Below are 19,762 nucleotides of genomic sequence, written 5' to 3'. Positions count from 1 at the left end.
TCTGGTTAAGAGATTTACTAACGTATTGAATCATAGTGGTATTTAAATTTATTTTCTCTAGCCAGAGATTTTCAGTGGAAACAAGGCGAATTTACGCGTCAATAGCTGGCCTATTGTAAGTAAATTCAACGCAGTTAGCGCTGAAAATAGCTGCTCGAGATAGATTTATTATCCAGAGCTCAGGTTATCTACTTTAAGTTTTTAATAACAAAAAAACGCTAATCATTACTGATTAACGCTTTTTAAAGCTCGGGTCAAATCAAGCTTAAAAACTCATTTTGAGGCTGTTAAAGATCAGCGTCATCGCCCAACTTATCTTCACCATCATCTGGTTCAATAGTTGCTTTTAATAAAAGCATTTCGCGTAACTTGCCTTCAATCTCATCTGCAATTTCTGGGTTTTCTTTCAAAAACTTAATTGAGTTAGATTTACCTTGGCCAACCTTGTTGCCACAGTAGCTATACCAAGCACCTGCTTTTTCAACAATTTTATGCTTAACGCCTAGGTCAATTAGCTCGCCTTGCTTAGAAATACCTTCACCATACATGATGATAAATTCAGCTTGTTTAAACGGCGGCGCTACTTTGTTTTTAACAATTTTAACGCGAGTTTCGTTACCAACAACTTCATCGCCTTCTTTAACAGAACCAATACGACGAATATCAATACGTACCGATGCGTAAAACTTAAGTGCATTACCACCCGTTGTTGTTTCTGGGTTACCAAACATAACACCAATTTTCATACGGATTTGGTTAATGAAAATACATAACGTGTTAGAGCGTTTAATGTTACCAGTAAGCTTGCGTAATGCTTGCGACATTAAACGTGCTTGTAAGCCCATGTGCGAGTCGCCCATGTCGCCTTCAATTTCAGCTTTTGGTGTAAGTGCAGCAACCGAGTCAATTACAACAACGTCTACCGCGCTTGAGCGCACTAACATGTCACAAATTTCTAATGCTTGCTCACCGGTATCTGGTTGCGATACAAAAAGCTCATCAATGTTAACACCAAGCTTTTGTGCATAAACTGGATCTAGAGCATGCTCAGCATCAATAAAGGCACATGTTTTGCCTTCTTTTTGTGCTTCTGCGATAACTTGTAAAGTAAGCGTTGTTTTACCAGATGACTCAGGTCCGTATACTTCAACAATACGTCCCATAGGTAAACCACCTATGCCTAAAGCAATATCAATACCTAATGAGCCTGTAGATACAGATTCAATGTTTAACGCTTTGTTATCACCCAATTTCATAATTGAGCCTTTACCAAATTGACGTTCAATTTGTGATAGTGCAGCGTCCAACGCTTTTTGTTTGTTATCGTTCATTTTATTCTCCAAATCCAGCTAATGGAATCAAGTATACTGTATGAAATCACAGTATCAAGCTAATTTTTTTATTTTATCTCATCTATTACACTTTTCAATGCAAATACAATAGCTTGCAGTCTAACTTGAGCCCTATCGCCAGAGAATACTTGTTTAAAGGTCAGTACTTTGTCATTAATTTGTATGCCAAACCACACAAGTCCCACAGGTTTGCCATCAGTTGCCCCGCCAGGTCCTGCAATACCCGATACAGCTATAGATATATTTGCGTTTGTTGCCTTAATTGCACCTAGTGCCATTTCACGTACTGTCTGCTCGCTCACAGCACCAAATTGCGCTAATGTACTGGCACTTACATTTAGTAAGTCTTGCTTTGCTTGGTTGCTGTAAGTCACAAATGCGCGGTCAATATAAGCCGAGCTTCCGGGCGTATCTGTAAGGGCATAACTCACTCCGCCACCAGTACATGACTCAGCACTAGTGATCCATAAGCATTTATCCGTTAAAATAGCGCCTAATTGCGCAGCAAGTGTTTTAATCTCTTGATGTAATTCCATATTCAGCCTTTGGGTAAATACATGTCGTTTGATCTTTATGCACCACACACTATAAAACAACAAACCCCTATGATGCAGCAGTATCTAAAAATAAAATCAGAGCATCGCGATATTTTATTGTTTTATCGTATGGGCGATTTTTACGAACTCTTTTTTGATGACGCTAAACGCGCCGCTCAATTACTCGATATTTCGCAAACACATCGCGGTAAAGCCGGTGGCGATCCTATCCCTATGGCGGGCGTACCTTATCATGCAGTAGAAAACTACCTAGCACGCCTAGTCCAAATGGGTGAATCAGTCGCTATTTGTGAACAAGTGGGTGACCCTGCAACTAGTAAAGGTCCTGTCGATCGTAAAGTTGTTCGTATAGTTACACCTGGTACAATTTCTGATGAAGCGCTTTTACAAGAACGACAAGACAACCTCCTTACCAGCGTTTGGCAAAGTAAAAAAGGTCTGTACGGTATCGCGTACCTTGATATTAACTCTGGTCGCTTTAACGTTGTAGAGGTTAACACCGACGAAGCCTTTAGCTCAACTATTCAGCGCTTAGCTCCGGCAGAACTTCTGTATAGCGAAAGCTTTGAAAACTTTCATTTAATTGAGCATATAAAAGGTGCCCGCCGCCGCCCAGAGTGGGAGTTCGACTTAGATACGGCCGAGCACTTATTATGCGATCAGTTTGGTACTAAAGATTTAGTTGGTTTTGGTGTTGATAAAGCCCACAGCGCGCTTGTTGCTGCCGGTTGTTTAATGCAATACGTAAAAGATACACAACGTATTGCACTGCCACATATTCGTGCAATTACACTTGAGCACAACGAACACGCTGTGATTTTAGATGCCGCTACTCGTAAAAACTTAGAACTTACCGTTAATTTATCAGGTGGGTTTGAAAATACACTTGCCCAGGTACTTGATAAAACAGCAACACCTATGGGCTCTCGTTTACTTAAGCGCCGTATTCATACACCTGTACGTAATAAAGACGAGCTAAATTCACGCTTAAATGCAATTAGCGCTATTTTAGATGTACAACTGTGCGGCGAATTACACGAATCATTAAAAGAGATTGGTGATGTAGAGCGTGTTATTGCACGCCTAGCTTTATGCACAGCTCGCCCGCGCGATTTAACTCGCCTTCGCAGCGCATTACAAGCACTTGCGCCACTACATACTTTGTTAGGTGATGCTAACGAACCTCGTATAGCGGGTATTATCAAGCACTCGCCTGAGCTCCCTGATTTACAAGAGTTATTAGAACGTGCAGTGATAGAAAACCCACCGGTACTTATTCGTGACGGTGGCGTTATTGCCCCTGGTTACAACAGCGAACTAGATGAGTGGCGTAACTTAAGTAAAGGTGCAACCGATGTACTTGATCAACTAGAGTTACGTGAACGCGAACGCACGGGTATTAGTACGCTTAAAATTGGTTATAACCGCGTACATGGCTTTTTTATTGAAGTAAGCCGCGCCAATGCCCACTTAGTGCCAGCCGACTACATTCGTCGCCAAACGCTCAAAAATAACGAACGCTATATTATTCCTGAGCTTAAAGAGCACGAAGATAAAGTACTTGGTAGCCAATCAAAAGCCTTAGCGCTTGAAAAGCAACTATACGAAGAGCTGTTCAGATTTATCGCTCCACATATTGAACAGCTGCAAATGATGGCAGCAGCACTGGCCGATTTAGACGTATTAAATAACTTGGCCGAACGTGCATTTGCACTCAATTATGCAAAACCAGAACTATGCGATAACGACAATATAAGCATTAAACAAGGTCGTCACCCTGTTGTTGAACAAGTAATGAAAGAACCGTTTATTGCTAACCCTGTTGAATTAAACAGCCAACGTAAAATGTTGATTATTACGGGTCCAAACATGGGCGGTAAATCAACCTATATGCGCCAAACAGCACTTATTGTACTAATGGCTCACATTGGCAGTTATGTACCTGCAGACAGCGCTAAAATTGGTAATATCGATCGCATATTTACACGTATTGGTGCAAGCGATGATTTAGCATCAGGTCGCTCAACCTTCATGGTAGAAATGACCGAAACAGCAACTATTTTAAATAATGCCACGGCGCAGTCTTTAGTGTTAATGGATGAAATTGGTCGCGGTACAAGTACCTACGATGGGCTCTCGCTTGCGTATGCAACAGCCGATCATTTAGCGTCAAAAATATCAGCTAAAACATTATTTGCTACGCACTACTTTGAGTTAACAGAACTTGCTGAACAAACAACAGGTCTGGTAAACGTGCACCTTGATGCAATAGAGCATAACGATACAATCGCCTTTATGCATACAGTACTTGATGGCGCAGCAAGCAAAAGCTTTGGTTTACAAGTAGCCGCTCTTGCAGGTGTGCCAAAAGCTGTTATTGCACAAGCAAAGCAAAAACTTAAGTTACTTGAAAATCATCAAAGCGTTACTGCACCAAATACAGAGCAACAAGCATTTACTTTTAATAATGAAGTTGCACAAAATACACCTTCAGAAGTTGAAGAGCAGTTAAGCGCAATTGACCCTGATAATTTATCGCCACGCCAAGCGCACGATTTGTTATATAAACTAAAAGCATTGTTGTAATTTATATCATCTAATTTACAAGCATAAAAAAAGCCGAAGAATAAATTCTTCGGCTTTTTAACACACATAGTCTCTTATACTATTTAACTAGTTACGAAAACTGATTAAACAAGCTATCTGTACTTAAACCTTCTTGTTGCAAAATGTCTTTTAAACGACGTAATGCCTCTACCTGAATTTGTCTTACACGCTCACGTGTTAAGCCTATTTCACGACCTACATCTTCAAGTGTAGATGGCTCATAGCCAAGCAATCCAAATCGACGAGCTAACACTTCACGTTGTTTAGGGTTTAATTCTCCTAACCAATCTACAATATGTTTATTAATATCATTATTTTGTACTTCGCCTTCAGGGCCTGCACTTTTTTCATCTGGGATGATATCAAGCAGTACACTGTCGTTTTCACCACCAATCGGCATATCAACCGATGCAATTCTTTCGTTTAAACGTAGCATTTTAGTTACGTCTTCAACGGGTCTGTCTAGGCAAGCTGCAATTTCATCAGCTGTTGGTTCATGGTCAAGCTTTTGAGTTAATTCACGTGCTGTACGCAGGTAAACATTAAGCTCTTTAACTACATGGATAGGTAAGCGAATGGTACGCGTTTGGTTCATAATGGCACGTTCAATTGTTTGACGTATCCACCATGTAGCGTAAGTAGAAAATCTAAAGCCACGTTCAGGGTCAAATTTTTCAACAGCGCGAATTAAGCCTAAGTTACCTTCTTCAATTAAATCGAGTAGAGCAAGGCCACGGTTATTGTAACGGCGTGCTATTTTAACAACTAAACGTAAGTTACTTTCAATCATACGTTTGCGTGAGGCTTCACAACCTCGAAGTGATTTGCGAGAAAAAAACACTTCTTCTTCTGCGCTAAGCAAAGGAGAAAAACCAATTTCGCCTAAATAAAGTTGGGTTGCGTCAAGATTTTTAGTTACTTCTTCTTTTGCAAAGATTTCATCGTCTTCTACTTTTTCTAGTAACGCTGTACTTTCATCAGCATCAATATTATCGAATTTTTCGTCAGTCGTAGTATGTTTGTCAAGTTTTGCTGCGCTAGCCATAAGCCTTCTCCCGAGCAATTATCAATACCTAAAAATTAGGGTAGGTATTTAGCAGGATTGACAGCTTGCCCTCGGTAGCGAATTTCAAAGCGAAGCGCGGTGACCGGAGATTCTGAATTACCAATTTCTGCTATTTTTTGTCCTGCCTTAACCTTCTGCTTTTCTTTAACAAGTAATTTCGAGTTATGTGCATAAGCACTTAGGTAATCATCATTATGTTTCAATATGATTAAACTACCATAACCTCGTAGAGCGTTACCCGCGTATACCACTGTTCCTTGTGCCGCAGCTAAGACTGAAGCCCCTTTGCGATTAGTAATCTGTAAACCTTTATAACCGTTTTCCTTATTAGAAAAGCGTTTGGTAATTTTGCCCTTTGCAGGCCAAAACCACTTAACTTTACTGCTCGACAAATGTTTAGTATTACTAACTTTGTTACTGGCTTGTTTCTGAACATACTCTCGTTGTTTTGGGGGATCAAGCTCTTTCTTTAATATTATGTTATTTTTTTGTGTTTTTTTTGTAGACTTTTTACTCGAATTCGTATATTTTTCATCCCTTTTTATTTTTTTAGGCTTAGGGATTAAGGAGATATTTTGTCCAGGAAAGATAGTGTAAGGTGATGGAATTGAATTGTTTTTTGCAAGTAATCTAACATCTTGCCCAGCACTAAAGGCGATAGAGTAAAGGGTATCTCCTCTTTGTACTTTATAGTTGCTTCCATTAATGTTAATAGTATGACCTAAATCGTTAACATTATTATTTAGACTGCTAACAGGCGCAGGAACATGGCGAGAAGAGCAACCAGAAAGAAAAACACCAATAAATATAGTCACATACAGTAAAAACTGTTTATTCATTGTATTTTTCTCCCAAATTAGACAATTGATATTTTTAACGCTTAACGCAATAAAAAGTACGCTAGCGCAATTAATACCACTAATCCCCAACCAAGTATTTCAATATATTGACGTAATTTTGCTTCCATTTTAGCCCCGCCCCACGTCATTAAGGCTGAAACTAAAAAGAATCGCGCACCACGTCCAATCGCCGATGCGAGTAAAAATGGCAAAAATGCCATTTGTAAAACACCTGCGCCAATGGTAAATACTTTATATGGTATAGGCGAAAAACCAGCTAAAAACACAACCCAAACACCGTAATCTTTAAACCAATTTAATGCGATATCAAACTTTTCTTGCCAGTGCATTTGTGCAATCAATGGCTCAACAACGGGTTCAAATAGCCAAAACCCAAGCAAGTAACCAACTACTCCACCAACAACCGATGCTATTGTGGCAAAACTTGCAAAACGCCATGCTTTTTTGGGTTGCGCAAGCGACATAGGTGCAAGCATTACATCGGGCGGTATTGGAAAAAAAACTGACTCTGCAAAGCTCATTGCAGCTAAATAACGTTCCGCATGGCGGTGCTTTGCCCACACTAGGGCCATATCGTATAACTTGGTAAACAACTTCAAAATGAATTCCTATTCAATATCGCCAGGTACTAACGGCACAAATCTAACGGGAGCAATAACATGCTCTTTATAATTATCGCCTTCGCGAATAACCATTACTAATTTTTGATCGCTCTCACCAATGGGCGCTAATAACACGCCTCCATCGGCTAACTGAGCAAGTAAGTCTTGCGGAACTTTAGAGGCCGCAGCAGTCACTATAATACCATCAAAAGGTGCTTGTGATTGCCAGCCTTGCCAACCATCACCATGCTTCATGGTTACATTATATAAATCGAGTTGTTGCAATCGACGCTTTGCCTGCCACTGAAGCGTTTTAATACGCTCTACCGAATAAACTTTTGTAAACGTTTTGGCTAATATTGCAGTTTGATATCCAGAGCCAGTACCAATTTCCAGCACTTTATTGCGTACACCAGCTAAGCGAAGTAGCTCTGTCATGCGCGCTACTATATAAGGCTGGGAAATAGTTTGCCCTTGCCCAATAGGTAGCGCCGTATTTTCATAAGCTTTGTGTTTTAGCACATCGTCTACGAATATATGTCGCGGAATATCAGCTATAGCACTCAGTACTTGTGTATCTTCAACGCCTTCGCGCTTTAGTAAGTCAGATAGCGCTTTTGCACTGCGGGTATAATTAGCGAGCACGATTAATCTCCAAATCGGCTAACCAGTCTCCTACTGCTTTTAGGCTGTCTTTGGCTGTCATATCAACACTTAATGGCGTAACTGAGGCATAACCGTTATTGATTGCGTAAAAGTCGGTACCCTCACCTGCATCACTTTCTATGCCCAGCGATCCATACCAATAAATATCTCGACCCCAAGGATCGGTTTGTTTGGTCATGGTTTCTGCTTTATGACGAGCGCCTAAACGTGTTACTTGCACCCCTTTTAATTCACTTAATGGAATATCTGGCACATTTATATTTATGATTTGATCTTTAGGAAGCGGATGCGAAGCCAAACCTTTAATAATATTAACGGTAACAGCAGCGGCTGTTTCAAAATGCTCGCCCTTATGTGAGCAAAGCGATACTGCAATTGCAGGTAAGCCCAAATGGCGACCTTCAGTTGCAGCTGCAACGGTGCCAGAATAAAGCGTATCGTCGCCTAAATTGGCACCATGGTTAATGCCAGCAACAACAAGGTCTGGTTTTTCATTAGCTAACTGATTGACACCTAAATGCACACAATCAGTAGGTGTGCCATTTACCGACATAAAACCATTTTCGAGTGTAGTCGCTCGTAGCGGGTTCATTAATGTTAAAGAATTACTTGCGCCACTACAGTTGCGATCTGGTGCAACAAGGGTTACGTCTGCAATTTGTATAAGCGCCTGATATAAAACCGCAATACCTTTAGCATTTACACCATCATCGTTACTTAACAGTATCTTCATTTATGTCATTATCCTTTTCTTTGCGATCTCGAGGGCTAGCATCTTTATAATCCACCAGCTCACGTAATAATGCAGTTGCAAAACACCCTTTTGGCAAACCAAAACTCAGTTTTAAACTGGTTTCATCTATGGTCTCAACCGTTAAGTTTTGCGGAATTAAACGCAGCATCCTACGCTCATTTTTAAGGCCTAGCTCACCTAAGCCATCGCACCATGTTTGGAAAGGTTCAAGCCATATTTTTTCTTGTTCGGTTAAACCTTTTTCGCTTTTTCCCACCATAGGTGCCGACATCATAATATCGCCAGTGGCTAATCGCTCTATGTTTTCGTCGTTAATTGCATCTTCAAAAAATGCATTACTGCCGCTGAGCATAAATACTTCACGGTGCATTGTTTTAGCTAAACCATGCTCTTTAACACGTAAATTTACTATTTGATTAAACACATGAGAGCGCGCTGCTGAAATAATAATGCCGCGCAGTTTTTTATCGCGAATGCGCTCCCCTGCAAACATTTTTTCAGCCATTACTAAGTTATGACCGCCATGCCCAAAGCGTTGTTCGCCAAAGTAATTAGGCACACCTGCGCGTACTGCGTTAATGCGGCATAAAATATCGAGGGGCTTGGTTACGTTACGAAGCGTAATAGTAAATTTATTACCTTTGTGGCAGCCCGTGCGTAATTTACGGTCGTGGCGCTGTTGCGACACAATAAAAATACTCTCGCTATTTAAATCGCTAAAATCGATAGGCTTTTTAATCGGTACTTTTACACTAAACCACTGTGAGCACACACCGTGGCGATCTTTCATGCCGGCGTAACTTACGTCTCGCGGTGAAACACCCGCACGCTGCGCAATTAGCTTGGCAACATATTGCGTATTTTCGCCTTTTTTAACCACCTGCAAACACACGTGTTCGCCACTACCGGTAAACTCTATACCTAAGTCTTCATCAACCATAAAGTCTTCAGCAGTGGTTTTAAAATCAGCTTTAGAAAGCGGCGCACCGTATAAATAATTTAGATCGCTCATGCGTTTTTTGTACTCGCAAGCTCTTTACTCATAATAACCACTGCATGGCTCGAAATACCTTCCCTGCGCCCTTCAAAGCCTAGCTTTTCGGTAGTAGTGGCTTTAACGTTAATTTGGCTAAGGTCACAATTTAAATCGCTGGCTAAATTAGCACGCATAGCTTGAATGTGTGGCAGCATTTTTGGCGCCTGTGCAACAATAGTCACATCGCCATTGCCAATTACATAACCTTGCTCTTTAGCTAAGCTCACCACATGGCGAAGTAAAATACGGCTATCGATATTTTCATACTCGCTTGCCGTATCTGGGAAGTGCTTACCAATATCACCCATTGCAAGCGAGCCTAAAATAGCATCGCATAATGCATGAATAGCAACATCACCATCTGAGTGCGCTAAAAAGCCCTGTGGGTAATCAATTTTTTCACCACAAATAGTTAACGGGCCTTCGCCGCCAAATTTATGTACGTCAAAACCATGGCCAATTCGTATCATAATGCACTCTCGTTTTGTTGTTTGTGTAGTAAAAATCCAGCCAAATCTAAATCCTCTGGCGTGGTTATTTTAATATTATCGCTGCGACCTGCAACAAGCTTTACCGGTTTACCCGCCCATTCAATTGCGCTTGCTTCATCGGTAATAGTTGCCCCACTTGCTAATGCGCCTTGAAGTGCATTTTTAAGCTCGTCATATTTAAAAAGTTGGGGGGTAAGTGCTTGCCATAAATCATCTCGCGGCACAGTTTGCAATGCATGAGTGTGGCCACGTTTTATAGTGTCTTTTACTTTGGTAGCTAAAATACCCCCTTCATCAGCGCTTATACACTCACTAATTAAACGTTCTATATCACTGATATTAACTAGCGGACGGGCAGCGTCGTGCACCAACACCCATGTTGGGGGGTTAGGCGCTAAAAAAAGTAAGCTATTGAGTACTGAATCTGCACGCTCTTTTCCGCCACTGGCTCGAACAATGCGCTTATCAAGTATTGGGAGTTCGTCAAAATAGGGGTCGCAGTCGCTAAGGGCAACAACAATAGTGCGTAATTGAGATAGTTGAGAAAGTTTAGCTAAAGTGTGTTCTAAAATAGTTTTACCGGCTAATTGTATATATTGCTTAGGCGCATTGTGCTGCATTCTACTGCCAACGCCCGCAGCAGGTACAATTGCTGCAATAGTCTGTTTATTTGTCATATTGTTTGCCCGGTAAAACACGAATAAATGTTTCGTCCGGTTTAATCATTCCCAATTCGTTGCGTGCACGCTCTTCAATGCCTTCTTGGCCAAGCTTTAAGTCTTCAATATCTGCTTTAAGTACTTTATTACGTTTAATGAGCTTTTCGTTGGTTTCTTGATGCGACGCTACAGCACCTTTTAGCCGTGTGTAGTCTTGTAAACCATTATGACCAAACCATAATCTGTATTGTACAAACAGTGCTAAGCACAGTAAGCCAACTTGAAAAATACGCATTTAACACTCCTTATTTTAAATTCCAAATACCTTAACTTTAATACGCTAAGGGGCGCTTTAAATTGCGCCAATTAATACTACCCGCTAAAAGCATTTCGCGTAGTGATAAAACCCGTGGCATACAACGCTTCGAAAATTGCCACTGATGCCCGCAACATGCCGCGGTTAAACTCACTTTACTTGGCTTTATTAACTGAGCATTTTGCTGCTCTAGCCCATTTCCTAAAAAATCAAACCAACCAAGCTCGTTACAATGCAGCTTATTTTCGCCTAACTGATCGATACTGTCTATTCTAAGACGCACCTGATCGTAGCCATGTAATATAGCAGGCACTATAAGACCCACTTTGGCATACGTTTGATAAAAAAGTTCATTAGCTTGAACATTCACATCGGGTGGGGTCGGTTTTTGCTTTTCAAGCCACGTACCATTTTGCGCGTCCAGCGTAAAAGGCGTGTCACCATTGGCAACTAACGTTGCAGCTCGCTCAATATAATAAGGTAGGCTTTTTAACTGACGGCGCAGTTTATCGGCATTAGGCTCTGCAACTAATCGCTGAACCTCACGCTGATAAAACGCATTGCACAATTGTGCATACAACACTTTTTGTGCATCAGTTTGCCAAATTTCAACTTGCTGCTGAGCACCAAGTGACTGATTTTTAGCGACCAAAAGCTGTACTCAAAAATATTCAGGTAAATGTTTTATAACACAGTATTGAATATTTTTTAAGCGCAGCGCACTAATTAAGCGCTTGGCTTTTCACCTAATTTTGCTTTACCTGATTCTAAAAATTGCACAACCGTATTACGCTTTTTACCAATCAGCAAACTGCCATCAGCTAAAAACATAAAGTTTTGCCAATTGCGTTTAAATACATCAAATGTTGTTTCGATAATATTATCGCGTGCCATACAAAAATAAACAGTGGTGTTAGCTTCCCAATCTAAAAACGTTAAGATTGCTTCTGGTGGTTGCGCATCACCATTTTCCCACGCATCTTGCCAATCTACTTCTTGGCTAAAGCTTTTTTCTTGGCCACACCAATCGGTGTCTTCAAAAAAATCTGGGTGATCAAACTCACGGCTTACCATGGTTGTCCAAAGTACGGCTGCGCGCTCATCTCCCATAGGCTTTATTTTTACTGCGTCTTCATCTGATACAGGTAAGTCTTTATGACGAAAAACCCATGCTTTTTTGTAATCATCTAGCGAAATATAGTTCATAGTATTGGCAAATTAGTTAACATTAAAAGTGCAAAGCCAAATTATACAAGAGATCAAAACATGACTACAGTAATAAAACCACTTTCACTCAAACCAGGCATATACCAACACTACAAAGGGCCGCAATACAAAGTTGTTCATGTTGCCACCCATAGCGAAACCGAGGAGCAGCTTGTGATTTATCAAGCACTCTATGGTGAATTTGGTATGTGGGCGCGCCCACTTAGTATGTTTTTAGAAACTGTTGAAAAAGAAGGTGAGGTCATACAGCGTTTTGCTTATATTGGACCTGCCGTTTAACTATGGCATTATAACAAAATAACTTACTCCTCAGACCAGACAAGGGTACACCGTGCAATTTAATTCAACTGACAATTACATAGCGAGTAGCGCGCTTAAACAAGCTGTAAATGCTGCCATTATGCTTGAAAAACCACTTTTAATTAAAGGCGAACCAGGCACAGGTAAAACCATGCTGGCTGAGGAGTTAGCTAAAAGCTTAGATACCACGCTTATTCAGTGGCATATAAAATCGACTACTAAAGCACAGCAAGGCTTATACGAGTACGACGCGGTTTCGCGCCTGCGCGACAGCCAATTAGGTGACGAACGCGTACACAATATTGGCAACTACATCGTTAAAGGTAAGCTTTGGCAGGCATTTACGTATGCAGAGCTTAACGGCAAACGCCCAGTGCTTTTAATTGATGAAATAGACAAAGCCGACATAGAGTTCCCAAACGACTTACTACTTGAGCTCGATAAAATGGAGTTTCATGTTTATGAAACTAACGAGCGCATTGTCGCAAAAGAGCGCCCTATTGTGATCATCACTTCCAATAATGAAAAAGAATTACCGGACGCATTTTTACGCCGCTGCTTTTTTCACTATATTGATTTTCCTAGCAGCGATGAAATGCAGCAAATTATCGACGTGCACTACCCTAACGTTAAACAAGATTTAGTACGCCAAGCACTTGAGGTATTTTTTAACCTGCGCGAAGCTAACGGCCTTAAAAAGAAACCTTCTACCAGCGAATTACTCGACTGGCTTAAATTGCTTATGGCAGAAGACATAGACGCTAAAACACTGCACGATAAAGCTAAAAAAGGCGGTTTAATGCCCATGTTTGGCGCATTACTTAAAAATGAGCAAGACATCAGCCTAATCGAAAAGCTCGCGTTTATGAGTCGTCGCTAACATGTTAGTACAGTTTTTTTTCACGCTACGTAAATACCGTTTACCGGTAAGCTTGCGCGAGTTACTCGATTTAATAAACGCCTTAAAAAAAGGCGTTATATTTGCCGACGTAGACGCCTTTTACCATTTAGCACGCACCATAATGGTAAAAGACGAAACGCACTTTGACCGATTCGACAAAGCCTTTAGCGACTACTTTAGTGGTATTGCCGACCTTGATTTGCTCGAGAGCTTAAAGCAACAGCACAACTTACCTGAAGACTGGCTACGTAAAGAGTTTGAAAAAAACCTAAGCGATGAAGAAAAAGCCCAACTTAAAGCTATGGGCGGACTCGACGAGCTTATGAAAACCCTAAAAGAGCGTTTAGAAGAGCAACAAAAACGCCACGCAGGCGGCAATAAATGGGTGGGCACTGGCGGCACATCACCTTTTGGAGCATACGGCTATAACCCAGAAGGCGTGCGCATAGGTCAAGACGGCAATCGTAACCGCCAAGCGGTAAAAGTGTGGGATAAACGAGAATACAAAAACCTCGACACCGACAGAGAAATTGGCTCGCGCACAATTAAACTCGCCCTTAAAAAGTTACGTAAGTTCGCCCGCACTGGCGCAAGCGACACGCTTGATTTAAACGAGACTATTCGCGCTACTGCAAAACAAGGCGGCATGCTTGATGTAAAAATGGCACCCGAGCGCCACAATGCCGTAAAAGTGTTGATGCTATTTGATATTGGCGGCTCAATGGATGACTACATTCATACCTGCGAAGAATTATTTAGCGCCGCCCACAGCGAATTTAAACACCTAGAGTTTTACTACTTTCATAACTGTTTATACGAGCACGTTTGGCAAGACAACGCGCGCCGCCATTCAAACGAAATAGACACCATGACGCTCATAAACAAGTTCACCAGCGACTATAAAGTAATATTTGTCGGTGACGCCACTATGGGACCTTACGAAATAGCTTATGCGGGCGGCTCGGTAGAACACTACAACGAAGAGCCCGGCAGTGCATGGTTACAACGTGTCACAAACCACTTTGATAAAGTCGCATGGCTCAACCCACAACCGGTTGAACATTGGCCGTACTATCAATCAATTGGCTTTATAAAAGAGTTAATGAACAATCGCATGTATGCGCTGAGTTTAGATGGGATAAGTAGAGCGATAAAAGAGCTGAGTTAAAATAAATTAGCAACTACTTCTAAATCTATAGTGCTTAGAAGTAGTTGAGCTATATGATTTTGTTATACACATTCGTTTTCTGAGTAATAATTCACCAGATTGTTAGATAGTATATCCCAGTTAAAACCTTTCCCACTATTTACGGAAAGTGGTTTTAAAATACTAAAATCTAATAAACATGATTTAAAGCCATTTCCATAAACTCCATAAATCGAGCTTTCTAGTATTTGAACATTTTGTTCGGATTTAACAAATACCCTTGCTAAAAGTTCAAATGAAAATGTTTTTATTACTTCTGAATTAGAATCTTTGAAAATTTTATAAAACGAATGCCCCATAGATTCCAGTATATTATCGTAGCTTTGAGTGCTTTTGCTTTCAAAAATATGTTCAAATACTTTAATTTGGCTATTTAATATCTCAAATATGAAATAGCCAGCTCTGCTTTCGAATTCACAATTTTTTTGAACCTTCGCTGCATTTTCGTTAGAGAGTTCAATCAATTGCTCTACAATTTTTGTTAGTACCCAGCTAGGATGTCGAGAAGAAAATGATTGTTCTTTTTTGCTTACTTCAACTGAAGAATGGAATACGCAGTCTATATAAAAATTTAATCGTGTTTGCTTTATAAATGAGTCATTTGGTATGTACTCATGTGCCTCAACAAGTTGATTTTTGTTATTTAAAATATACGTTTTTACTATACTTTCTAGCCTATCAAAAAACTTAGATTTATCAATAAAACCAGCATTTCCAATAGACTCATCTAATAAAGGAGAAAATCCAAGAATATTTTCATAAAAATAGTAATCTTCAAAGAAAGTCTCTAACTCATGTTTAAAGTGTGAAGAACTTATTAATATTTCAATATCCTCTTCTGAAAAGTCATTTCCAGTAAGTGAAATGAGTTCGAATGCAACTCTAGGATTATTTTTCAGGATATGAGCTTTAACTCTAGAGGTGAAAAATTCTTTTTTCAGTACTTCAATTAATTTTTCTTGCCTGCTGCTTAATCTACTAAGTTGCTCAAATTTAGTTAAGGGAACTATAAGAAAGTGGTACTTGAAAAAGTTTTTGGCACTCAATGACTCTTGTTTAGGCTGCTCATTGGTGAGGGCAATCAATGGTTCGTTAAAGTAGTTTGATATATCTTGATTTAATAACTTTACCCTTAGTGATTTAAATAAAGTTTCCTTAATCAAATAACGTTTCAAAGTACAAAGATTTCTATTTAATAAGGAGTCAATGAGGCTCATTTTTTGTTCGTATTAAATATCATTTGAAATTGCATCAATAAGGTGAGGTATCTGATTTTCTCTGATTGATTTAGCTAAAATCAATTTAAAAATATACCCCAGAAAAAGAATCGAAATAAGCAGTAAAGCACTTTCTTGATCAAAGCCTTTTATCCATTTTAAAGGTATTATTATTCCCCAAGCAGAAAAAACATCATAAAGCAGGAAATAAGTAGAAAACGAACAAAATAATAGAAAAATGGAACACGTAACTTTTGATTTAAGATTAAGTGATAATTCTAATTTTTTATCTTCAGGTAATAAGGTGATTATTGCAGCTAGCACCGCGAATAAAGTTAAAAAGCCAGAAACATCCATTTATTGCCTACCCTCTTGTTCAAATCTATTTCATATCTCAAAGTGTGCGAAGCTCTATAACTCAGCTATATGGTTCAATGTCTCAGGATGACGCTGTACAAGCTTTAGCAAAGTTATCGCTTGCCCATTCGGTGCGCTGCGTCCTTGTTCCCAGTTTTCGAGCGTTCTTGCTGATGTATGTAGAATGTTTGCAAATACACCGCGCGACATATTAAATGTTTCTCGAATATTTACTATTTCATCAGGTGAGATAGCAAGATCGTTGATATCCTTTACTGCATGAGAACGTAACGTAAGCTTACCTTGTGAATGCGCTTTAGCGTCCACAAGTGCTGTAGTTAATTCTGAAAATAAATCACGTTTGCTCATTGCGCCACACCTCTAAGAATTCTTTTAATTGCTTTTTCTGATCTGCTGTTAAATCGGTGACTTCGTTTTTACTGTAAATAGTGAGCAAATAAAAACGTCTTTTATCGTCCAAGTAATAATATATAACTCTTGAACCACCACGCTTACCCTTTCCTTTGCTCGCAACTCGTATTTTACGTAAGCCGCCTGTTCCTTGAATAACATCGCCCTGTTTTGGGTTAACCATTAGATCTGCTTGAAATAAACGATACTCGTCATCACTCAAGTACAACTCTCGGTACTTTTCGAATATGTTTGATTCAACAAATAGGCTTTTCATACATTAAAGTATACGCAGATAGCGTATAAATTCAATTAAAGATTTTAAACGATTGGCGCAGGTATCTCTTGCTTTAGCTAAAGCGCTTTACTCATAAACAAGCTGTAAGGATCTAGCTCATAATCACCAAACGGTTCGCACTCTTTAAAACCAAATTGAGAATAAAGCTTTTGCGCGGGTAAAAATGCTTTTGCAGTGCCGGTCTCTAAGCTTAACTTTTTGTAGCCACGGAGTGTTGCTTGCTCAATAATATGGGTGAGTAACTTAGCCGCTATGCCTTGGCGTAAATAGTTGCTTGATGTGCGCATTGATTTAATTTCGCCATGCGTTGTATTTAGCGCTTTTAAAGCGCCAACACCCGCTAAATTATTATCAATCCATAAGCTATAAAAAGTTATGTCGGGCTGAGTGAGTTTGCTCACATCAAGTGCATGTACACTCTCAACAGGTGAGTGCTTTAGCATATCGTTATGATGCGCTTGTAGTAGCTTTATAACTTCTGGGTTTGAAAGCTCACCTATTCTAATATCCATTTATACCTCGTTTAATCCTAGAATTTAATGCCTTAGGCTTTATTTAAAACCCTAAGTAAGTGGCTCTATTTAGGCTGCTAGTTTCCACACTACAAACGCGACAGCAAACCCAACTAAGTACACCAAACCTAACCACGTTAAACTACGTAGTAAAACGCTGTGCTTTATAGCAGGCTCTGATCGCACAAGGCTAAAGTTAAGCCATGCAAACACTGGCGTTGTGACAAATGAAAGCGTCATGGCAAACGTAAGCATGGGGCCAAGGGCTGATTTAAAAAATAAAATAACGGCCATACCGGCAAGTGCTTGCAGTATTAACCAAATATTTAGGCTGTGTTTTGATTGCCTAAAGCCAAGTAGTTTATGAGACTCGTTAAGCGTGCGGGCGTAGCCATCTAGCACCGTGAGTGTGGTGCCAAACATACATAAAAAGGCGATTGCTGATACAAGCGGCCTTGCCCACTCGCCTATTGTTAATGCGTACATATCAATAAGCTGCTTGGCAAACGCGACACCACCGAGCTCTATACTACTGGTTTGCCCGTACTGCACTAATACACCTAAACTAAAAAATACTAACGCTAAGCCAGCTGTAAGCCAGTAACCTACGTTAAAATCGAACAAGCCTTGGCTTTTAGAAACTGTTTGCTGTGCTTGTTTTTCTTTTAGCCATAAAGAACTTAATGCAGATATTTCGATAGGCGCTGGCATCCAGCCCATTAACGCGACCATAAAGCTCAGCATAGCCAGCTCGTAAGGTGATGGGCCAACATAGTCAGTAGGCGCCATTGGGCCATTACTAAACGCGATAACTAACGCAATAACGGTAGCCAGCGTTAATAATCCCATTATGCCTTTGGCCACACTGTCGAGCGCTTTAAAGTGCCCTAACAATAATATGGCTAAGCACACTCCTAATAATATCCAACATAGCAGTGTTACCTCTATCACTACAGGCAGCGCGTAATGCAGTAAGCTTGCGGTAAGCAGTAATACGCCGGCGGTATTAACAACAGCGGCAACAATGTTTAAGCCAATAAAACTGTAGAAGTAAAACGGGCCTTTGCTTTTATAGCCCTCCACTAGGCTATTTTTAGTGGCGAGTGTGTATTCCATACCAAAGCGAAAAAACGGGTACTTTAAGACATTAACAACGAGGATTAACCAAAATAGTTGCCAGCCAAATATTGCTCCAGCCTGTGTAGACGCAACTAAGTGAGAACCGCCAATAGCGGCTGTTGCCATGAGTATTCCAGGTCCAAGCGCACCTAGTCGAGACTTCCATACTGCTTTTGTTGTGTGCATTAATTTCTCAAAATATGTGTGTTGTGTGTTCTTTTTATTAATTTTTATAATTAATAAACTGCAAGAACGCATAACTTACCTAAATTACAGGCAATAAAAAAGAGCCATACGGCTCTTTTTTACAATACTTTGTGACTAAATTTTATTTAAGATCCATCTCTTGGATGATCTCGTGTGCGATTTCAGGTGTAGTGCTAACAGGCTTTTCGTGTAAGTTTGCTTTTATCTGCCCTTTTCGATGTTTTAGTGCTGCATCGAGTTTTTTAGCTGCACTTGCAATGGCAGGGTACATAACTTCGTTTTCCCCTTTTACCGATATGCGCGTGCCTTCATAATTAGTGCTAATTTCAGCTTGGATTTTATGATGTTCTTTAGACAAAATAATTTCGAGTGCAATAAGCGATGGGAAATGGCTCTCGATTTTTGAAAATTTTTCGTTGATGTGCTCTCTAATAGAGTCAGTAACTTCAACATGGTGACCAGAAAGATTAATTTTCATAGGGTATCCTTTTATTTGTTACCTCATAAATAGTATTGGGGGCTATTTAGATTAACACAAGGAAAAAATAGAGATATTTGAGGTTTATTTGTGGTTTTTGGTGATTTAAATCATGCGTTGTGCAAAGTTTATGCAAAGCCCATAGTGCATGGGCTTTCAGACGTCTAGCTGTACTGGTTAATCTGTGTACGAACAACAGTAGTCAGCAAAATCAGATACTTTTACTTTAAAGCTTACATTTGCATCAACATTAAACGATTCACCCGCGTTAAATATTTTCCACTCACTTGCACCTGGTAATAAAATATCCCATTGGCCAGCTAAAAGCTCCATGCACTCTTTTTGGTTTGTATCAAAAACAAACTCACCTGGTTGCATAAAGCCTAACGTTTTCGCTTCGCCATCACCTAAAATAACGGTACGGCTCGACACTTTTCCGTCAAAATATACATTGGCTTTTTTTACTACACTTACGTTATCGAACTTTGGCATTTTTAGCTCCTGCTATTAATTTAAGATTTTTATTTATATAATTTTATCGCACTACCTTGCCTGATAGCTT

Annotated in this window: 25 protein-coding genes; 4 read left to right on the top strand and 21 right to left on the bottom strand. The window is 39.9% G+C overall.

Annotation, left to right across the window (positions count from 1 at the left end):
* Positions 1 to 287 precede the first annotated feature (287 nt).
* Together recA and I6F44_RS15780 are read right to left on the bottom strand one after the other, a co-directional pair.
* Positions 288 to 1,331, bottom strand: coding sequence for a recombinase RecA (recA, locus tag I6F44_RS15785; RefSeq protein WP_024591486.1), 1,044 nt, complete (start codon positions 1,329 to 1,331; stop codon positions 288 to 290).
* 68 nt (positions 1,332 to 1,399) lie between these two features.
* A complete protein-coding gene (locus I6F44_RS15780; RefSeq protein WP_165722864.1) occupies positions 1,400 to 1,888 on the bottom strand; it encodes a CinA family protein in 489 nt (162 codons plus the stop codon).
* A gap of 21 nt (positions 1,889 to 1,909) precedes the next feature.
* On the opposite strand from I6F44_RS15780, the gene mutS reads away from it, so the two are divergent.
* Positions 1,910 to 4,495, top strand: coding sequence for a DNA mismatch repair protein MutS (mutS, locus tag I6F44_RS15775; protein WP_197174147.1), 2,586 nt, complete (start codon positions 1,910 to 1,912; stop codon positions 4,493 to 4,495).
* A gap of 91 nt (positions 4,496 to 4,586) precedes the next feature.
* On the opposite strand, the gene rpoS is transcribed toward mutS, so the two are convergent.
* The 11 genes from rpoS to I6F44_RS15720 all read right to left on the bottom strand — a co-directional run bounded on the left by rpoS (position 4,587) and on the right by I6F44_RS15720 (position 12,172).
* Positions 4,587 to 5,561, bottom strand: coding sequence for an RNA polymerase sigma factor RpoS (gene rpoS, locus I6F44_RS15770; RefSeq protein WP_010554443.1), 975 nt, complete (start codon positions 5,559 to 5,561; stop codon positions 4,587 to 4,589).
* Positions 5,562 to 5,596: 35 nt separating this feature from the next.
* Positions 5,597 to 6,421, bottom strand: a complete 825-nt coding sequence (locus tag I6F44_RS15765) for a peptidoglycan DD-metalloendopeptidase family protein (RefSeq protein ID WP_197174146.1) — start codon at positions 6,419 to 6,421, stop codon at positions 5,597 to 5,599.
* Between the two features lie 41 nt (positions 6,422 to 6,462).
* Positions 6,463 to 7,041, bottom strand: a complete 579-nt coding sequence (locus tag I6F44_RS15760) for a YqaA family protein (protein WP_197174145.1) — start codon at positions 7,039 to 7,041, stop codon at positions 6,463 to 6,465.
* Positions 7,042 to 7,050: 9 nt separating this feature from the next.
* Positions 7,051 to 7,689 (bottom strand): protein-L-isoaspartate(D-aspartate) O-methyltransferase, encoded by a 639-nt coding sequence (locus tag I6F44_RS15755; RefSeq protein WP_007584780.1) that lies wholly within the window; start codon positions 7,687 to 7,689, stop codon positions 7,051 to 7,053.
* Positions 7,679 to 8,443, bottom strand: coding sequence for a 5'/3'-nucleotidase SurE (surE, locus tag I6F44_RS15750; protein ID WP_165726518.1), 765 nt, complete (start codon positions 8,441 to 8,443; stop codon positions 7,679 to 7,681). Before surE ends, I6F44_RS15755 begins: the two co-directional genes overlap by 11 nt.
* Complete coding sequence (gene truD / locus I6F44_RS15745; protein WP_197174144.1) at positions 8,424 to 9,476, bottom strand: tRNA pseudouridine(13) synthase TruD; 1,053 nt, start codon at positions 9,474 to 9,476, stop codon at positions 8,424 to 8,426. Before truD ends, surE begins: the two co-directional genes overlap by 20 nt.
* Positions 9,473 to 9,970, bottom strand: coding sequence for a 2-C-methyl-D-erythritol 2,4-cyclodiphosphate synthase (ispF, locus tag I6F44_RS15740; RefSeq protein WP_010554441.1), 498 nt, complete (start codon positions 9,968 to 9,970; stop codon positions 9,473 to 9,475). Before ispF ends, truD begins: the two co-directional genes overlap by 4 nt.
* Positions 9,967 to 10,668: a 2-C-methyl-D-erythritol 4-phosphate cytidylyltransferase gene (gene ispD, locus I6F44_RS15735; protein WP_197174143.1), complete on the bottom strand. Its 702-nt coding sequence runs from the start codon at positions 10,666 to 10,668 to the stop codon at positions 9,967 to 9,969. The genes ispF and ispD overlap by 4 nt, the downstream gene beginning before the upstream one ends.
* Positions 10,658 to 10,945 (bottom strand): cell division protein FtsB, encoded by a 288-nt coding sequence (ftsB, locus tag I6F44_RS15730; RefSeq protein ID WP_007584772.1) that lies wholly within the window; start codon positions 10,943 to 10,945, stop codon positions 10,658 to 10,660. Before ftsB ends, ispD begins: the two co-directional genes overlap by 11 nt.
* 37 nt (positions 10,946 to 10,982) lie before the next feature.
* Positions 10,983 to 11,618, bottom strand: coding sequence for a hypothetical protein (locus tag I6F44_RS15725; protein WP_197174142.1), 636 nt, complete (start codon positions 11,616 to 11,618; stop codon positions 10,983 to 10,985).
* A 74-nt stretch (positions 11,619 to 11,692) separates the two neighbouring features.
* Positions 11,693 to 12,172, bottom strand: a complete 480-nt coding sequence (locus I6F44_RS15720; RefSeq protein WP_010554439.1) for a DUF2947 domain-containing protein — start codon at positions 12,170 to 12,172, stop codon at positions 11,693 to 11,695.
* A gap of 60 nt (positions 12,173 to 12,232) precedes the next feature.
* Between I6F44_RS15720 and I6F44_RS15715 the strand changes: the two genes are divergently transcribed.
* Genes I6F44_RS15715 through I6F44_RS15705 form a run of 3 tightly spaced genes read left to right on the top strand, consistent with a single transcriptional unit; the run spans position 12,233 to position 14,562 of the window.
* Complete coding sequence (locus I6F44_RS15715; protein ID WP_197174141.1) at positions 12,233 to 12,472, top strand: DUF1653 domain-containing protein; 240 nt, start codon at positions 12,233 to 12,235, stop codon at positions 12,470 to 12,472.
* A 52-nt stretch (positions 12,473 to 12,524) separates the two neighbouring features.
* Positions 12,525 to 13,373: an AAA family ATPase gene (locus I6F44_RS15710; protein ID WP_010554437.1), complete on the top strand. Its 849-nt coding sequence runs from the start codon at positions 12,525 to 12,527 to the stop codon at positions 13,371 to 13,373.
* A 1-nt stretch (position 13,374) separates the two neighbouring features.
* Entirely contained in the window at positions 13,375 to 14,562 is a 1,188-nt protein-coding gene (locus I6F44_RS15705) for a vWA domain-containing protein (protein WP_197174140.1), read from the top strand.
* Positions 14,563 to 14,624: 62 nt separating this feature from the next.
* Here I6F44_RS15705 and I6F44_RS15700 read toward each other — a convergent pair whose 3' ends face one another.
* From I6F44_RS15700 to ppnP, 8 genes are all read right to left on the bottom strand, one after another.
* Positions 14,625 to 15,818, bottom strand: coding sequence for a hypothetical protein (locus I6F44_RS15700; protein WP_197174139.1), 1,194 nt, complete (start codon positions 15,816 to 15,818; stop codon positions 14,625 to 14,627).
* A 12-nt stretch (positions 15,819 to 15,830) separates the two neighbouring features.
* Positions 15,831 to 16,175, bottom strand: coding sequence for a hypothetical protein (locus I6F44_RS15695; RefSeq protein WP_197174138.1), 345 nt, complete (start codon positions 16,173 to 16,175; stop codon positions 15,831 to 15,833).
* A 54-nt stretch (positions 16,176 to 16,229) separates the two neighbouring features.
* Positions 16,230 to 16,544 (bottom strand): helix-turn-helix domain-containing protein, encoded by a 315-nt coding sequence (locus tag I6F44_RS15690; protein WP_039486714.1) that lies wholly within the window; start codon positions 16,542 to 16,544, stop codon positions 16,230 to 16,232.
* A complete protein-coding gene (locus I6F44_RS15685; RefSeq protein ID WP_039486712.1) occupies positions 16,531 to 16,863 on the bottom strand; it encodes a type II toxin-antitoxin system RelE/ParE family toxin in 333 nt (110 codons plus the stop codon). The genes I6F44_RS15690 and I6F44_RS15685 overlap by 14 nt, the downstream gene beginning before the upstream one ends.
* A gap of 77 nt (positions 16,864 to 16,940) precedes the next feature.
* Entirely contained in the window at positions 16,941 to 17,396 is a 456-nt protein-coding gene (locus I6F44_RS15680) for a GNAT family N-acetyltransferase (RefSeq protein WP_197174137.1), read from the bottom strand.
* A 69-nt stretch (positions 17,397 to 17,465) separates the two neighbouring features.
* Complete coding sequence (locus I6F44_RS15675; RefSeq protein ID WP_197174159.1) at positions 17,466 to 18,641, bottom strand: NRAMP family divalent metal transporter; 1,176 nt, start codon at positions 18,639 to 18,641, stop codon at positions 17,466 to 17,468.
* Between the two features lie 202 nt (positions 18,642 to 18,843).
* Complete coding sequence (gene hpf / locus I6F44_RS15670; RefSeq protein ID WP_007584763.1) at positions 18,844 to 19,200, bottom strand: ribosome hibernation-promoting factor, HPF/YfiA family; 357 nt, start codon at positions 19,198 to 19,200, stop codon at positions 18,844 to 18,846.
* A gap of 177 nt (positions 19,201 to 19,377) precedes the next feature.
* Positions 19,378 to 19,692: a pyrimidine/purine nucleoside phosphorylase gene (ppnP, locus tag I6F44_RS15665; RefSeq protein WP_197174136.1), complete on the bottom strand. Its 315-nt coding sequence runs from the start codon at positions 19,690 to 19,692 to the stop codon at positions 19,378 to 19,380.
* Positions 19,693 to 19,762: the final 70 nt, after the last annotated feature.

Origin of the sequence: Pseudoalteromonas sp. NZS11_1, from assembly GCF_015864275.1 — a bacterium.
In the GTDB taxonomy this organism is placed as follows: domain Bacteria; phylum Pseudomonadota; class Gammaproteobacteria; order Enterobacterales; family Alteromonadaceae; genus Pseudoalteromonas; species Pseudoalteromonas arctica.
The sequence above is the reverse complement of the archived record's forward strand: the minus strand, read 5'-3'. Positions and strand labels throughout refer to the sequence as shown.